The organism is Enterococcus rotai, from assembly GCF_001465345.1.
In the GTDB taxonomy this organism is placed as follows: Bacteria; Bacillota; Bacilli; order Lactobacillales; family Enterococcaceae; genus Enterococcus_L; species Enterococcus_L rotai.
The window spans coordinates 407,615-423,459 of the sequence record NZ_CP013655.1; the positions used below are offsets into that span (position 1 = coordinate 407,615).

Genomic DNA, 15,845 nt, shown 5'->3' on the forward strand with positions numbered 1-15,845 from the left:
CTTATGTGACATTCATCGGATCAAAATAGATCGAATGATAATACCCTTCTAACGCCAGTAACTCTTGATGCGTTCCTTCTTCCACGATTTCCCCTTGATCCATCACTAAAATCCGGTCAAAATGTTTGATTGTATTTAAACGATGCGCCACAATGATACAAGTAAAATCATACGTCTTCAATCGATTCATAATAAAGTTTTCAGAAATATTATCTAGTGAACTTGTTGGCTCATCCATTAATAATAGACTGGTTTCTTTTACCAGCGCCCGTGCAATTGAAATTCGCTGCATCTGTCCACCAGATAAATTCATCCCGCCTTCAGAGATTTGTGTTTCTAAGCCTAATGGCAAATTCATAATGATTTCGTCTACTCTAGAATCAAAAATCGCTTGTTCCACTCGTTCATCCGTTGCCTCGTCCTGATTCAAAACGATATTATCATATAAGGATGCATTAAAAATCGTTGGTTTTTGATTAACGATACTAACACAATTTTTTAATGAACGATCATCAATTTGTTTTAGATCAATGTCGTTGAATTTGATCTGACCTGACGTGGTATCATACAAACCAGCCAACAATTTTAATAATGTACTTTTACCTGAACCACTTTTCCCAACAATAGCCACTTTATCGCCAGGTTCAATGTTAAAAGAAACGGAATGCAAAATATCTTCCTCAAAATAACTGTACTTAAATGATACATCTTCAACTGTCACAGAATCAATCGCAGTTACTTTCTCGCCTTCGATTGCTAGACGAGGATTTTCCTTAGCTTCTAAAATTTCGTTTAACTTACCAAAATAAGAACGTAGTAGTAAAAACTCTGTATAAGAATCAAAAACAGTCACGATCGGTGCAATAAACGCTCCTGATAATGCGTTGAAGCTAATTAGTTCCCCTAATGTTACTTGTCCTTTGGTTACTTGAAATAGCCCCACATAAATCAATATGATCGGCAAAATAAATTGAATCGATGTTTGGATTGTTCTGACCCAAGTCGAAAAGCGATTTTTCTCTGCTCGCAGCATGATTTGATTTTTGAATTCCTTACGCCATTTTGAATAAAATTGATTTTCGGATCCTGATGATTTAACGGTTTCCATTCCTTCAAATAATTCTACTAAGATCCGTTGAACTTTAGATTGAGCAATCAATTCTTTATTGGTGATGCTTTGAACTCGTTTAGAATTGACAACAGAAATTGCTCCCATCAAAAATGCACCGAAAATAGCAATCAGGGTTAAACTAGCGGACAAATTGACCATTAAAATCAAATAGATGAAAACAAATAAGAAATCTACTGAGATCGTTAACATCCGCTGGCTCATGATTTGCTGAATGATCACGCTGAGGTTAGCACGGAAAATCAAGTCCCCTGTTGAACGGTTAACAAAAAAACGTAGTGGTAAATGAATGATTTTCTTCATAAAGGCTTTCATCAGCGTCAAATCAAATAGATTTTCCAGAACAATTAAAACTAACCCTCTGGCAACTTGTAATAAGTAATACGCAATAAAAAGAATCGCGATCGTTGAACCTATTTGAAAGATGTTAGAGACAGCTGCTGTTGAATTATCAATAATCGTTTGGGTTAATCTCGGAATCGCAATGGTTACCATTTGAATCAATAGTGTCAAAACAATAAAGAGAGCAACTTTGGCTTTTTGATCACTTAAAATATCTTTTAAAATCGTCCATGTTGCATTTTTTTGTTTTTTTCGTTGTGTGATCGTCACATCAACATCCGTTATAATCAAGGCAATATTCGAGAAGCTTTCTTGAAATTCAGCTCGTTTGATTTTTTTCCGTCCACTTGCTGGATCCAGTATCGTGGCTTCTTTAGCTGTTAATTTCTCCAACACAACATAATGACGTTCTTCCCAAAAACAAATGGTTGGTGTTGTTTGTTCCTCTAAAATCTCTAAATCCAACACACGAATAGCCTTTGTTTCAATTCCTCGATCCAGTAAAATTTGATTCAGATTTGTTAGGGTGTTCCCCCCCTTTGGTACGCCATAGACATCTCGAAGATGACTTAGCGTTACATTGTCATCATAATAATTCAAAACCATCGCTGTACAAGCTAATCCACATTCACTATGCTCGCTTTGTTCAGTAAATGGTATCTTTTTCGTCAATATGCTTCCCTCCTTTTACATCGGTAGTTCTAACGTTAGTATATCTGCGACTTGATCAGCAGTATGAATACGTAAAAGTTCATGGCCAATACCAGCTAGACCTGTGAACAGTCCATATTTAGGTATCGTCGGCAAGCCTTCAAAGGTATACTGTTCATCCTGAATTTTTTGATGTGCTTGTTGTATTTTCACTCTAATTTGTTCTTTTTGTTGTTTTGTCGCCAAGTCTGTTTTGCTATATTCAATCAAAAACTCTAGATCTCCAAAATTCCCATGGCATAAACAATCATCTCTTTTTTGCTGGTTGATCAGTCGCTCTGCCGCAATTTGAATTTCTTCCGCTAATCGAGCATCTTCAAATCCGCTATTCCATAAATCTAAATAGGCTAAACCAATCCCTGTTGAACCATAACACCATAAATCATTGATCATAGGCGGTGTAGGACGAAGATCTAACCAGCCTTTTTTGACAGGATCAAACGTCGTTCTTTCTTTGACTAAACACGTTTTAATAATCAACATGATTTCAGGATCGTTCTCGATTTTTAATAGACTATTTGCTGCATGAATTACACCTGAATAACCATGCGCAAAACCACCTTGAGTTATTTGAGCAAGTTCTAGATCTAAAAGTAATTGTTTAGCGAATAAGAAATAAGCTTTTTTATTGGTTTGTTGATATAAATGCACAAAAACTTTAATGATTGAAGCTGTCCCACCATTCCAATCGTAACTCTCAACGTTTTCATTTTCGTATCTTTCCATATACTTATTGGCAATCGATTCGGCCGTTTCTAATAATTTCGGTTCGTGATTGTATTGATAGGTATAAAGTAATGGATAAACTGCGGCAAAAGAACCATAAAATGCTGAAATACTATCGACATAATCCTCTTCCAATTTTAAGACTAAGGCTTCTGCCAACTCGTATGGTTTTTGGAATTTTTGATTTTTAGTAATATGATACAGTTCGCTAAAATACAGATACATCCCAGTAATGCCATCATAAAAATTTTCGTTCATAACATTGACCACATAATTATCTGGAGTTGTTTCTTCAATGTCTTTCCAAGCAATCGATTCTTCTCCTAAAAAAGCTGCTTCAAGTACAGCCTCACCTACAGCTGTTGCGCCATCTAAAAAGTTTACTTGATGGGTTTGCTCATTTAATGGAATTGTTTTTTCTTGTAAGTCCGTCGAATGATATAACCCAAAGGATGTTTTTAGATAATCTAATTGTTCTTTTTCTTCCAACTCTGAGAAGTTTCTTAAACGTTGTACTTCGAGATCAATCGCTTTTTCTTGATACATATCTTTGATAATTTCACCTTGACTAGCCATTAAATCTTTTGTGCTAGTTGGATTAAAGAAAATTGGTACATCATGTTGTAGCATATCTCTGACTTCGTAAGGTACTGGATTTGAGTTAGAATAGCCATGCATCCACAGATTCTCAAAGAGTTTTTCCCGCTCGATATAGTCGACCATACACGTAGGATGGGTAGAGTAATCCAACAAATCACCATAGCTTTGAGTGGTTTTGATTACGTTACGAACAAGACAGTCGGAAAAAGTCTTTTCCGCTAAAAAGGCTAAGGTTTCTTTATTTTTCATAACAAATGCTGAGAATTCTTTAAAGCCAGCAATGATGGTTTCGATATAAGGAACAAAATCAACTTTCTCCCCCTTATATAAAGGGATATTTTCAGCTGCATCCGTAATATGTTCTTGATACTTAAACTGCATATTGACCGAATCAAAATTAACCAATTTTAGGACTTTATAGGGTAATTTTTGCTCCCCACCGCTTAAAGCACTTAATTGAATCCCTTTGGTCGCCCCCTCAACATCTGCTTCCGCCCGTTCTTCAAATAAATAAATAGGTACCAGGCCACTCATGACTACTGATTCACCATTTTCCTGCATTACTTTCACGATTGCATTTTCACTATCTGGCATCGGAAAATGGTTTTGAATAATTGTTTCAAGATCGATCAAAACAGGATATTGTCCAAAAGCAAGTACATTTTCTAAGTGAAAATCATTTCCGTTCAATAAATAAACTAAAGCAACCGTTTGACCAAACTGGCGATAGTAATGATTGACTTCGTCTTGCGTCAAACATTCAGAATAGATCAGGCATTCTTCAAAGGTATAATTTTCTTTGACTATTTTTGTGGTTAAATAAAAATCAAATGCCGGCTCCATTTTATTCACTTCTTGAACAAAATGATCAAAACGCTCACCAATCATCAAATTTTTAGGTTTGAAAACAACATTAATTTCATTACTGAACGTTAGAATCGCTACTGATTTCCCTTGATCATGTGAATCGCCTGCCCCCATTTTTAACCCTGTGAGAGAAATAGGTTGTTCTACTTGGAATACTCGATTCAATTCTGATCCACTCTCAAAGAGAGCTTGCATCAATTCTCGAAAATTAATCAATTGAAAATCAATCGTTTCTGCATAAAGCCTGGTCAAGACTGGATAGTGGTCAAAAAATTCGACCAGCTTTTCTTGTGTATCAAAACGAGCCATTAAATAGTGCTGAAATCCTTCCTTGTCATCTAATGCTTCTGAAAATGACAACTGCTCTTTTTCCACATGTAAATCATAGACAAACGTTCGTAAGCCGATGTCCATAAAGCGATTGATTACTTCACCAATATAGTCTGTCAAGGCACTTTCCTGAACTTGAACTTCTGGAAAGTCTGCTACGATTTGCTCTAGTTGTTTTTCAAAATAATCAATGTGCAGACGTAAGGCATACGTGAAATTTGCTTTGTTTTCGTCCAAAACATCCCCAACTAAACGATCCTCTTGCGCTAAAATCAGTCTAGTTGTTTTTACCCAGCTTTCGTTATAAATAGCCGCTGAAATATAGGCTTTTTCATCTACAGTCAGTTCCTTTATCGCTAAGTCAAAACCTTCTTCAGTCAATTCTAATGAAGCTAAAATCTCCTGAAAACGTTCGTCTGTCACCGTTGTAGGTCGCTTACGCCAGTTGTGATAATTTTCTAGATTTCCTTCAGAATAAGACGTATGGTTTTCTAAATAATATTCTGTTAACACATCATATCGTTGTCGGATCGATGTTGCTTTCGCCAAATTTTTAAGACTCATGCCAAACTCCTTTTATCCCTTTATTTATGTAAAATTTCTTTAGTTAAAAACAAGTGCTAGACAAGGCACCTGTCAAGAGGAACTCGTCTAGCAACTCGCTTATTTTAAATTACCATCCGCAACATCTTGAAGAGCAGCAGCTATAGCTACATCTTGTAGAGTAACAGCTACTTGATGATGATGAAGAAGATGATGAAGACCAGCTCCAACCGAAGCTTCCTTGAACTTTATTCATTTCTTCTGGTGTTAATTCTTCAAAAGATTTTCCAACTTTTTTCTCAGCTTGTTTGTTCATAATGTGTATTCCTCCCAAATAGTTTTTGGATAATAAAATGTGCACTTTTTATTATCATTTATTTAAAATAGATCGTTGTGTAAACAATCTATCTTAAAACAATTGTGTGTGTTTGGATCTTGTTTAAATCGTTAATCTAATAATAGTGAATTTATTCGCTTCAATTTTAAAGCTAGTTGCTTTAGAAGCGGTCGAATACCCTTTTACAACAGGTTCTATTTCATATTCACCTGGTGGCAAGTAAGTGCTGATTTGGCCAAATTTATTGGTGACAACTGTTGTTTCAAATGCTGCACCTTTCGTACAGGTGATGCTATATTCCAGGCCATGTAGTGCTTGTTTCGCATCGTTACTTGAAAGGTAAACTAAGGCGCGGCCTAATTCCTCTTTAGGTTGATTATAAAACGTTACTTCTGTGATTGTTTCTGCAACAATTTTTGTATTTTGAGTGGCTGCATCGATTTCATAGCCATCTGGTGCTTTTGTTTCAGTGACTGTTACTTCTCCAACCGGTAAGTCTGGGAAGAAAAGTTCCCCTTGAGTATCAGTCGTTCCTTTATGAATTGTTCCAGCTGAATCTTTTACTTCAAACTCAGCATTTGGTAAGACTATATCTGTTTCAAAACCGAATTCATCTTTGGCATATTTGGTAATTTTCAATCCGCCCAAGTTTTCTTTTTTGATATTTGCATGTCTTACTTCAGCTATTTTTCCAGATTCAACCGTCACTTCGTAGAAAGTCGAGTCTTGTTCATAACCTGGTGGGGCTTCAACTTCGATTACATAATACTTACCTGGTTCTAAATCATTTAAAAGGATTTCTCCATTGACATCTGTCGTGTGTGTCCCGATAAGTTGGTTGTTATTGTCATAGATTTCAAAAACTGCACCTTCTAAATAAACAGTTGGATCTGAATCTTTGACATATTTCGTGATTTTTAAAGAACCTGTAACAGGTAATTCGATTTTTTTATTGATTACATCAACTGAAACTTTACCGTTTGGATCATCTTTAGAAATAGTAACCGTTTTTGGTGTTGCGTCTAATTCAAATCCTTCTGGTGCTTTTGTTTCGATTAATTTATAAGTACCGTACGGTAGGTCATTTAATTGGCCCACACCATTGGCATCCGTTGTGATTTTACCAACTAGCTCATCTTTTTCGTTATACACATCAAATTCAGCGCCAGCTAAAAGTGTGCCAGCTTCATCTTTTTTGATTACTTCAAGATTTCCAGTTGTTTTAGCCTTTTTATTTTCAATAGTGATACTGATGACTCCATTTGGATCACCTTTGGAAATTGTAATTGTTTTTGGTGTTGCGTCTAACTCATAACCCTCTGGTGCTTTTGTTTCAATTATTTTATATGTGCCAAATGGTAAATCTTTCAATGTCGCAATGCCATTGGCATCTGTCGTGATCGTTCCAACAACTTTGTCATTGGCATCACGAACTTCAAACTCTGCTCCAGCTAGCAACTTGCCGGCTTCATCTTTTTTGACTACTTCAAGTGCGCCAGTCGTGATTTTTTTCTTATTCACAACAGTAATACTTGCTTTACCGTTCGGACTATTCTCAGACAACGTAACATATTTTAAGGTTTGATCTAATTCATAGCCTTCTGGTGCTTCATATTCCAGTAATACGTATGTGTCAAAAGGTAGGTTTGTCAAGGTTGCAACACCATTGGCATCTGTTGTGATTTGTCCTACATAGACATTCTTACTGTTTAGAACATAGAATTTTGCTCCAGCTAATAACTTGCCAGACTCATCTTTTTTAATTACTTCAATCGTTCCAGTTTTTACTACTTTTTTATTTGAAATCGTAATACTCGCTACTCCTCCTGGTGAGGAAGCAGAAATCGTAACATACTTCGGTGTTGCATCTAATTCATACCCGTTTGGTGCTTGAACTTCGATTAATTTGTACGTACCATATGGCAGATTCCCTAATGTAGCTACTCCGTTAGCATTTGTCGTGATTCTTCCTACGTATTGATTATTCGCATTGTACACATCGAAAACGGCTCCAGCCAAGGCTTGATTATTTTCACCAACTTTATTGACTTTAAGACTGCCAGTTTGAGTTGGTAACGGTTTATTACATTTAGTGATACAGATAAATTGTCCTGCTCTAAGAATACTGAAACTCAAAGCACTTGTTTCTAGTTGATAACCAGTCGGTGCTTTCGTTTCCTTAATAGAATAGTATCCAAGTGGTAAGGATCTTGTTTCTGCAATTCCGTTGTAATTTGTCTGAATCACTTGAACTGCTCGACCCCAACGATCATAAATGGTAAACTGTGCTCCTGACAATCGTGCATTTGTGCGTTCATCATATTTAATTACTTGAATGCCGCCACATGATACTGGAGCAAAAAAGCGTGATGTTGCACTTGATGGTGTCAAAAGATTATTTTGAACATTTGACATGTAATCATTTGTAAAAGCCGTTCCCATTTGGCTATTCACACTTGATCCTGCTGACCATGATGCATTACCTTGAACAGCTTCAGCTTGCTTCACACCTAAAGCCCCCAAAGTCAATAAGACGAAAACGAATGAAAAAAATAAATAGCTAATCTTCTGTTTCATATAAAAAAGCTCTCCTAACAATTTTGATTTTTCTAACCCTTGTGCAATCTTTCTTTAGTATGTAATGAACCAAATAAACAATTGAATCATCTTACTCAACTCCTCTCCAAACTTGAAAGATATTTTAAAAAATATAAAATATAAAAAAAATGTTTGATTTTTCATTGGTTATTTAATGTTTTTGCTATAATAACATAAGCATTGTAACTTTTTTCATTAGGTAAATTATTCTTTACGGTTAGAGAGGAGCACTATTTTGAAACATTATGGAACGTTATTAAAAAATATTAGACAGGAAAAAGGGCTCAGCCAAAAAGATATTTATGATGGCATCATTACTCGGCAAGCCTATTATTTGATTGAAACAAATACCAGCATGCCATCTTTTGATAAATTTTTACTGATACTGGAGAGGCTTTTCATCTCGGTTGACGAATTCCTGTATGCCCTAGATCCTGAAGTATTTCCAACCGAAAATCACTTATATCACCAATTGAGTCAAGCTGTTTTTAAAAAAGATAAGCAACAACTAACGTCACTTATTGCGCAATCACAAACGCTATATAGTACAACAAAAAATAAAAAATATTACCACCTGAATTTAATTACACAGTCAATGGCGCTCTTAAACCTAGAGCAGTCAGAGTCTGACACTATCGACTGTTTGAAAGAGCTAATGGACCCAATCAAACAATATTTAATTGGTATCGATAAATGGTACCTCTATGAATTAAAATTACTCAATAATTCTTTATATTGTTTTGAACTTTCTGAAGCAATTGCCTTAGGAACCTTGGTTGGAAAAAAAATCGACACACTCAGCACTTTGGAACAGTATCAAGATATCAAATTACGAATTTACCTAAATCTTTCTGGCTTATGCTTAAATTGCCAAGATTATGAAAATACACTCATTTTTTCAACCTTAGCCAAAGAAAATGCGCAAACGGATTACCGACTATTTGAAAAGATCATCGCCAGCCTAAACTATGAAATCGCTAAGACCGCTAGTCAAAAACTCGCTGTCAACACGCACATCACTAACTATTTATCTATTTTAGAAACGTTGGACTATCAGGCAACCGTCAAAGAATACAGAAAATTATTGAAAAACAATAAGATTACTTGCTGATTATTTGTTTTTTATAACACTTAGGATCCAAATTTGTTGACCTTGTAATCCCAGCTGTAGGGCCTTGGTGAAATAACGAGTTCTCCATTACTATCTTCCCCCAACTTAGGTGTGATGAACAGCGTTAGCCAATACTCATTTTCTTTTTGATAATCTAAAATAGCTTCATTATTCTTGATCAAAGCAGCTGTATTACTGGAAATATGTGTTTTATTTAAATCTACATTCGTCGTTGTGGCGATATAGCCATAAAACGTATAATATTCTGGAATCAAGTCTACAATTTTAAGTTGCTTTTGTTGTTTTGCTAAGGTAATTTCATATTTTGTAAAGAGATTTTGTGCTACTTCAGCAGCAGAATCTTTGGTTGTACTTCCAGAAATCAAGTTCAAGTTTTGCTGTGTCTCATCGATCACAGAGCGATAAAATCCTTTTGATGGTACAACTAACTCTGAATTTGGTTTAAGCACGGCTTGGCGAATATTTAAGCTGACTGTTTTCCTGTCTGGATTTTTTTTATTCGTCACAACAATTTGTTGATGTGCATAAGCATCCACTGTTGTTGCAAATTTAAAGCTACTCTTTAAACCAGTCTTGGTTAAACCATTGATATCAATCGTTGTTTCGTAGTCTTGGTTCGCTTTTAGTATTTCTTCTAAAACATAGTCTTGATTGGCTTTCCACGGATGAACAATTTTTTTGACCTCATTTGAATAGAGGGAAAAACGATCATTTATTGTGTATTGATCTTCGCCATATTTAAAATCAAATACTTCTGTACGGTCGTCTATTTCTGCGCCTGTTTCATTGAGCAATTTCTTTTGTAAACTAACAATAATTGGCTTAACCTTGGGTACACTAAAATCGGCTTGTTTCATAACATCATTGTAGTCTTTGTACACAATGGTTGTTCGTCCATTCGTTTGTGCTAATCCATTTGCATCAATGACAGTTGGTTTCAATACTTCATCGTCTGCGTTGACACGGTACTTTATTTCGGCAAACATAACATCTTCATCAGGGTCAAGCGAAACTGGCGTTTTTAGTGTCCCGACATTCCAATTGATGGTCGGTCGGCCATTTACATCCTTGGTTTCAGTCGTTCCTTGTGTTGCTTGGACTGCTCCAGTCATTTCGAATCCTGTTCCCATCGGATCAACAACAAAGCCAGATTTGATTGCTCCTACGATTTCTCCAGCAATGCCACTCAGGATATCTTCTAAATTGTCCGCTGTTGCAGCAAAACTTTTATCTTCGGAAGACGCAATTTCTTTCAAGGTCTTATTTCCGGTAACAATACCATCATCTGAGGAAGTCGAATCCATATCCACACCGATCGTATAAAAATCCGTGACTAAATTCTCTCCATTTGCTATTTTCTCGTTTTTTGCAATCGATGCTTCTGCTATTGCACTATGGGCATGATTTGCCATTAAGCGATTTGTTGAGTTTGGCGGCATTTGTTCATAATCTGGTGCAAATGCACCATAACGATATCGTCCTTCTGCACCGTTTCCATATATTTTGTTATAATTGAACTTTCCTTTTGGAATAGTTTTAACACTTTCATAGTAGGTATAGCCAGATTGAACGTTGTATTCTTCCATACCGATTAGTTGGTTATATGGCTCAGTTGGTGGATAACTGAATGTTGGCACACCATCTGAAATCAAAACGATATTTCTTTTACTTCCGGATGCTTTAGCAATTACTTCCGTAGCAGACTTTATTGCAGATTGAGTGAAGGTTCCACCTTCTGGCTTTAATTCCTTGATTTTATCAATCAATAATCCTTTATGGGTTGGATCGACAAATTGGTCACTCCAACCACTTTCATTAAATGTATAATTTGTTACTTCTGAACTATAAGTGATCAGAGCAATTCTATTATCATAATCTTTCCGTAAAACCATATTTACAAACTTTTCAGCTGCCATTTTAGCTTTGACCATTCGATCGTTATCTTTCATACTTCCCGATGTATCAATGATCAGTACAACATCTGTCGGAGGTGGTGGGAATTGGTTACGGCCTTCGATTCGAAGTGTGATATCCCATTGATTAACCATACCTACTACAGGTTCAGCTGTTTTACTTAATTTTATTTGTCCGGGCTGCAGGTCAGTTTTTTGAGCTGCCTTAACTGGAGCATTGGTGTACGAAAGTGAGGATTGCGCTGCATAAGTAGAGCCAATCACGCAAAAAATAAGTATCAACCATTTAAAAAACGTTAAGTGTCTGTTTTCTTTTTTTTTCAAAATAGCACCTCTTCTCTACCTCTTAGAATTTTCTTGCTATTCACTAATTGTTTGATTTTTCAATAAATTATCCACCTCTAAAAGTGGCTTGCTTGTAGGTATTTGACCACTCCACCAAGCATCTCTATAAGCATATTTTGTCGTACTGATTCCTTCGACCTTGACTTCAAAGGATAACAAGACACCTTCATATTCTTCAGTGATATTCGCTTGATTCATTTTCACTTTAGTGAATAAATTTGTTGTCTGCTCCCCTTTTAACAGCTTCTTCTTATAATAAAAATAACCATCATTTCCATTGGTCCAATCGGTCAAATTATAATCGATACTCAAAATTGGCGTTGGTCCGTCAACCGTTGCAGGTAGCAGCGTGAGAGAACCATTTGCTTGTGCTTTAGTCAGTACGGGTAATGCCAAAACTCGAATAAAAATGTCCTGTTCTCCAGTATTTTTTATCGTGACTTTTTTTAAATATTCTTTGTCTGGTTCAAAAATCGTTGGTGGATCAAATTCTTCTTCTATCGAAGTTTGAAGGTTCCCAACTCTAAATTCATTCTGCTTTTGATCACTATCTGTCAAGGCTGCATAGGTTTGATATAAACCAAAGGAAAGACAAATAATCATTACCAAAAATCCTGTAAATAAGCAAAATTGTTTGATACTTACATACTTCTTGGTTTTCTGCTTTTTCTTCACGTGCCCACCCACTCCTTTTGGTTACTTAATCGCTATTTACCAGACATTTAAAGGTTTCAACCCAGTAAGTTATCACTCTTGATATCTATACAGCTGACGTTTTGTTACTTACTTGATAGATTCATCCGGCAGATTTAGTCTGTAGCCTTTTGATCGAACGGTTTTAATGACATCAGCATATTTGATATCGATCGTCTTTATTTTTTGTCGTATGTGAAAAATTAAATTCGCTACACGATATTTCGGTGGTACTTCTTCTTTTTCCCATAGATAATGAGCAATTTCCTCATAGGTCCGAACTTTATTTCCAGAGGTATATAAATAATCCAATAACATATATTCTAGTTTTGTTAGAACGAGCTTTGTATCAGAAATCAACACAGTAAAGCTCGACGGATCTAAATAAAAGCCGCGCTCTTTTTCTACAGTCATACAATGTAAACCATTTTTAATCGTCCAAGCAATTTCATCAAACGTGTCTGATTCTACTAAAAAGCCAGTGACTCCTAATTTCAAATAGATGATTTTTTCTTCGCCTAATGGTTCATTAGACAAAATCCAGATTGGTTTTAACGGACTTTCTCGAACTTTGATTAGCCATTGAAATAATTTTTCGATTTGAATCTGTTCATTTTTTTGAAGAATGATTCCTTGAAGAGAATCTATGTCCACATTTTCTAAATCATAGATTGAAATATCAAAATCAGTAAAAAGCCTTTCTTTTTCGCTTTCTTGTATCGTTTTGTTCGCCGAAAGTACTCCTAGTGCGTACATACCTTTTCACATCCTTTTGATTTTTCCACATTGATGACTCTTCGTTTAATCATTTAAGCGCCCATTGTACATGTTATATAGATCGCCAGAATTGCCAATATTCCAGGAACTTAACAGCCCTTTCGTGGTGTCATGAGCATCCATCATCGGATTTAGTTGATATAAAGAACCTTTAAATCGATTTGGCGCACTCGGACTCAAGCGTACGCTGTTAATTACCGGCGCACTTATTTCATTTGGTTCCAGTAATTCAGAATAATAAAAGTATCCGTCTTGATAGAACCAATAATTTTTTGTTCCTTTTGCGGGTGCAACATCGTAGACGTTATCTGGAAAGTTTAACTGAAACCAACGCAGATCTGTCTTTTCTCTAGCACTTTCTTTAAATTTATACATTTCGGTTCCTGTAAGTAGATTAGGAACGATTGCTTTTTCCGTAATCAACTGTTGGCCTCCATATAAATACGTTCCGCCAACGTTAGCTGCTGGTTGCCATGATGCTGTATTTTTTTGATCAACCGTTGGCAGCACCTCTTGTGAAGCGACGGCTATATTACCATTGCCCGTTTGATCGGTAATATCTATTTTGAAGGTCAATAAGTATTCATATAAACTGATTCGTACAAATGCTGGAATATTTCCAGTATTTCTAACTTGAATCACTTTCTTTGTTGCTAGTCCTGGTTGCCATTCAAAATTGGGTTCAAATTCTTCTACGATTTCAGCAGATAATCTTGAACCAACAAAATGATTGAGCTCACTATCTTCAGAGACAAACCAAGCATATGTACTTCCTAGAACCATCAAACCAGAAAAGAGAAATGTACTTACAGCGATGATCCATTTTATATTTACTCTTGCTTTTTGCTTTTTGCTTGGTTTCATTCTTTTGCCAAGATTATGCTTATTTTTTTTCATGCTGTACCGCCTCCCATCATTTGATCGTTCTAAAAAATCCAATTACAATTTTTTATTCTGTTTATATGGTTTTTTTTCCTGTTTTTTATGTTTGATGATCAATAATGAAACCAATACTAAAAATAAGCCTATACATGAAAAAAGTAGAGTATTACGCCATTCTTCCCCTGTATTTGGTAGCCTTAACTTACTTACTAGTTTGTCAAGAAAAGGCTTGTCTGGTTGCTCTGGCTCTTTAGTATCTGGTAATGTTGTTTTGACTGCTTTAAACTGCCAACTATTTTCCACTATATTCTTTTTAAAAAAATCTCTATTGGTATACGACTTGCCATCTAGCTCAAATTGGGCTTCCAACATCTTGGTGTCGCCCCCTTTGAATGTCCCTAGATTTAGTGGGGCTGATTTATCTTGTAGATTTAGCGTTTTGCTTACACCTGATAACGGTCCAGTGTAAATTGTTTTCCCATCGTAAATCAAGGTCATCTGAATCGCTTCAGATAAATCTAATGAGCCTTCAATAAGCGTCGGTTTACTGACATTCATGGTTAAGTGATAAGGAATATCTTCTTCTATATTGATGATCGTGATTTTGGTAGACCATTTTTTCCCTGGTGCTACATCTCGAATATCAACAAGATATTGTCCATCATTTTTTATTTTAATGCCTTGATCATCACCAGCCACTATTCCTGGGGGAAGGTTGGATTCAGAGTTTACTTCAACAGGTTTTAAGGTAAGTGATAAACTAATTAGTAGGAGGAATCCCACCCATAACCACTTGTTCTCCCTGTATTTTCTTTTCATCCTTTTTCCCCCTCAAAATAGATAGCTATTTTTAATTATTTAGCTGGTACTAGATCTTTTAAAGCTGTCGCTAAAGGATCATTGATACCTGCTGGCAACCAATCATCAACAGCGTCTTTGTATGCTGCGATTCCTTGGCCTTTTACAGTTAAGTCATAAATCAATTTACTATATTCATTACCAGCTGTTCCTAGTAATTTAACTGCATCCATTAATTGTGTTGTATTTACTCCCGGGTTTACAACACTTGTGTAGTAGAAGTAACCATCAGCAGCGTTGAAATACCATTTGTCAGCGACAGTTGGATCAGTTGTAATGTTATTAAATGAAATTTGGATATTGTTTGATCCTGTTGCTGCAGGTGCATTCCAAATCAACGTACCATCTTGTGTGAATGTTGGTGCATAAATTGGTGCTTGTGTCCATGCTTTTTCCTCAGCAGCATTGTATTCTAACGATACATAGCTAAGAGCTGGAGTACCTGATTTTACCTTAATTTTATTTGCAGCATCACGTACGAATCCATCAATACCACTTGCATGATATAAGACACCGCCTTTTTCAAAAGCATAGCGGTAAGTATACGTTGTTTTTGTTCCAACTGTTTCAGCTTTTTCTTTCACTTTTAATGTATAATCTCCAGCGAATTCTCCTGCTGTTACACTTATTTTTGGTGCAGCACCATCAAAGGTAGAATCTGTGAAACCAGCTGGGGCATCTGCGCCAGGTAATACATAGATGTCTTTGCTTGTTTTGCCTTCAAGTTCAGCACCAGTTGTTGGTTTTGCTTGATGGTCTTTTAAAAGTTGCAATGATTCTGTTAAAGAGACACGGATCAATGTTTTGTATTTACCGATATTGGCAATTGCCACATCTTTATTTACTTCTGAACCTGGATCCCATTCGGTCGGTGGCTCAAATGTTTCCACCACTTCAATATCTTTTCCAGTTGCAATTTGACCTTCAAAGTGGTTGGTTTTTTCGTCTTCACTGGTAAACCAAGCAAACGTTGCTGCAGCTATTGCTGCAAGTGCAAAGGCACTTGCTAACGCAAGAACTTTTTTCTTTCTGTTTTTATTCATTTCTTAATTTCCTCCCAAA

Annotated in this window: 11 protein-coding genes; 1 reads left to right on the forward strand and 10 read right to left on the reverse strand. The window is 36.0% G+C overall.

The window, feature by feature from the left end:
- Window position 1: 1 nt before the first annotated feature.
- From ATZ35_RS01925 to ATZ35_RS01940, 4 genes are all read right to left on the reverse strand, one after another.
- Window positions 2-2,143: a peptidase domain-containing ABC transporter gene (locus tag ATZ35_RS01925; RefSeq protein ID WP_208929032.1), complete on the reverse strand. Its 2,142-nt coding sequence runs from the start codon at window positions 2,141-2,143 to the stop codon at window positions 2-4.
- Between the two features lie 15 nt (window positions 2,144-2,158).
- Window positions 2,159-5,269 carry a type 2 lanthipeptide synthetase LanM gene (gene lanM, locus ATZ35_RS01930; protein WP_208929034.1) on the reverse strand — a complete coding sequence of 1,037 codons (3,111 nt, stop codon included), beginning with the start codon at window positions 5,267-5,269 and terminating at the stop codon, window positions 2,159-2,161.
- Between the two features lie 109 nt (window positions 5,270-5,378).
- Window positions 5,379-5,564 carry a mersacidin family lantibiotic gene (locus ATZ35_RS01935; RefSeq protein WP_208929036.1) on the reverse strand — a complete coding sequence of 62 codons (186 nt, stop codon included), beginning with the start codon at window positions 5,562-5,564 and terminating at the stop codon, window positions 5,379-5,381.
- A 123-nt stretch (window positions 5,565-5,687) separates the two neighbouring features.
- Window positions 5,688-8,162, reverse strand: coding sequence for a SpaA isopeptide-forming pilin-related protein (locus ATZ35_RS01940; protein WP_208929038.1), 2,475 nt, complete (start codon window positions 8,160-8,162; stop codon window positions 5,688-5,690).
- A gap of 256 nt (window positions 8,163-8,418) precedes the next feature.
- On the opposite strand from ATZ35_RS01940, the gene ATZ35_RS01945 reads away from it, so the two are divergent.
- Complete coding sequence (locus ATZ35_RS01945; RefSeq protein ID WP_208929041.1) at window positions 8,419-9,294, forward strand: helix-turn-helix domain-containing protein; 876 nt, start codon at window positions 8,419-8,421, stop codon at window positions 9,292-9,294.
- A 20-nt stretch (window positions 9,295-9,314) separates the two neighbouring features.
- On the opposite strand, the gene ATZ35_RS01950 is transcribed toward ATZ35_RS01945, so the two are convergent.
- The 6 genes from ATZ35_RS01950 to ATZ35_RS01975 form a co-directional block, all read right to left on the reverse strand.
- A complete protein-coding gene (locus tag ATZ35_RS01950) occupies window positions 9,315-11,552 on the reverse strand; it encodes a vWA domain-containing protein (protein ID WP_208929043.1) in 2,238 nt (745 codons plus the stop codon).
- Between the two features lie 36 nt (window positions 11,553-11,588).
- Window positions 11,589-12,248 (reverse strand): hypothetical protein, encoded by a 660-nt coding sequence (locus ATZ35_RS01955; protein ID WP_208929047.1) that lies wholly within the window; start codon window positions 12,246-12,248, stop codon window positions 11,589-11,591.
- 108 nt (window positions 12,249-12,356) lie between these two features.
- Window positions 12,357-13,022 carry a winged helix-turn-helix domain-containing protein gene (locus ATZ35_RS01960; protein ID WP_208929050.1) on the reverse strand — a complete coding sequence of 222 codons (666 nt, stop codon included), beginning with the start codon at window positions 13,020-13,022 and terminating at the stop codon, window positions 12,357-12,359.
- 45 nt (window positions 13,023-13,067) lie between these two features.
- Window positions 13,068-13,940, reverse strand: a complete 873-nt coding sequence (locus ATZ35_RS01965) for a BsaA family SipW-dependent biofilm matrix protein (RefSeq protein ID WP_208929053.1) — start codon at window positions 13,938-13,940, stop codon at window positions 13,068-13,070.
- 42 nt (window positions 13,941-13,982) lie between these two features.
- Window positions 13,983-14,744, reverse strand: coding sequence for a hypothetical protein (locus ATZ35_RS01970; RefSeq protein WP_208929056.1), 762 nt, complete (start codon window positions 14,742-14,744; stop codon window positions 13,983-13,985).
- 35 nt (window positions 14,745-14,779) lie between these two features.
- Entirely contained in the window at window positions 14,780-15,826 is a 1,047-nt protein-coding gene (locus ATZ35_RS01975; RefSeq protein WP_208929059.1) for a BsaA family SipW-dependent biofilm matrix protein, read from the reverse strand.
- Window positions 15,827-15,845: the final 19 nt, after the last annotated feature.

Excerpts from the sequence above, each read along its gene's own strand:
- lanM (WP_208929034.1), bottom strand. The coding sequence starts at position 5,269 with ATGAGTCTTAAAAATTTGGCGAAAGCAACATCGATCCGACAACGATAT.
- ATZ35_RS01935 (WP_208929036.1), bottom strand. The coding sequence starts at position 5,564 with ATGAACAAACAAGCTGAGAAAAAAGTTGGAAAATCTTTTGAAGAATTA.
- ATZ35_RS01940 (WP_208929038.1), bottom strand. The coding sequence starts at position 8,162 with ATGAAACAGAAGATTAGCTATTTATTTTTTTCATTCGTTTTCGTCTTA.
- ATZ35_RS01960 (WP_208929050.1), bottom strand. The coding sequence starts at position 13,022 with ATGTACGCACTAGGAGTACTTTCGGCGAACAAAACGATACAAGAAAGC.
- ATZ35_RS01965 (WP_208929053.1), bottom strand. The coding sequence starts at position 13,940 with ATGAAAAAAAATAAGCATAATCTTGGCAAAAGAATGAAACCAAGCAAA.
- ATZ35_RS01970 (WP_208929056.1), bottom strand. The coding sequence starts at position 14,744 with ATGAAAAGAAAATACAGGGAGAACAAGTGGTTATGGGTGGGATTCCTC.
- ATZ35_RS01975 (WP_208929059.1), bottom strand. The coding sequence starts at position 15,826 with ATGAATAAAAACAGAAAGAAAAAAGTTCTTGCGTTAGCAAGTGCCTTT.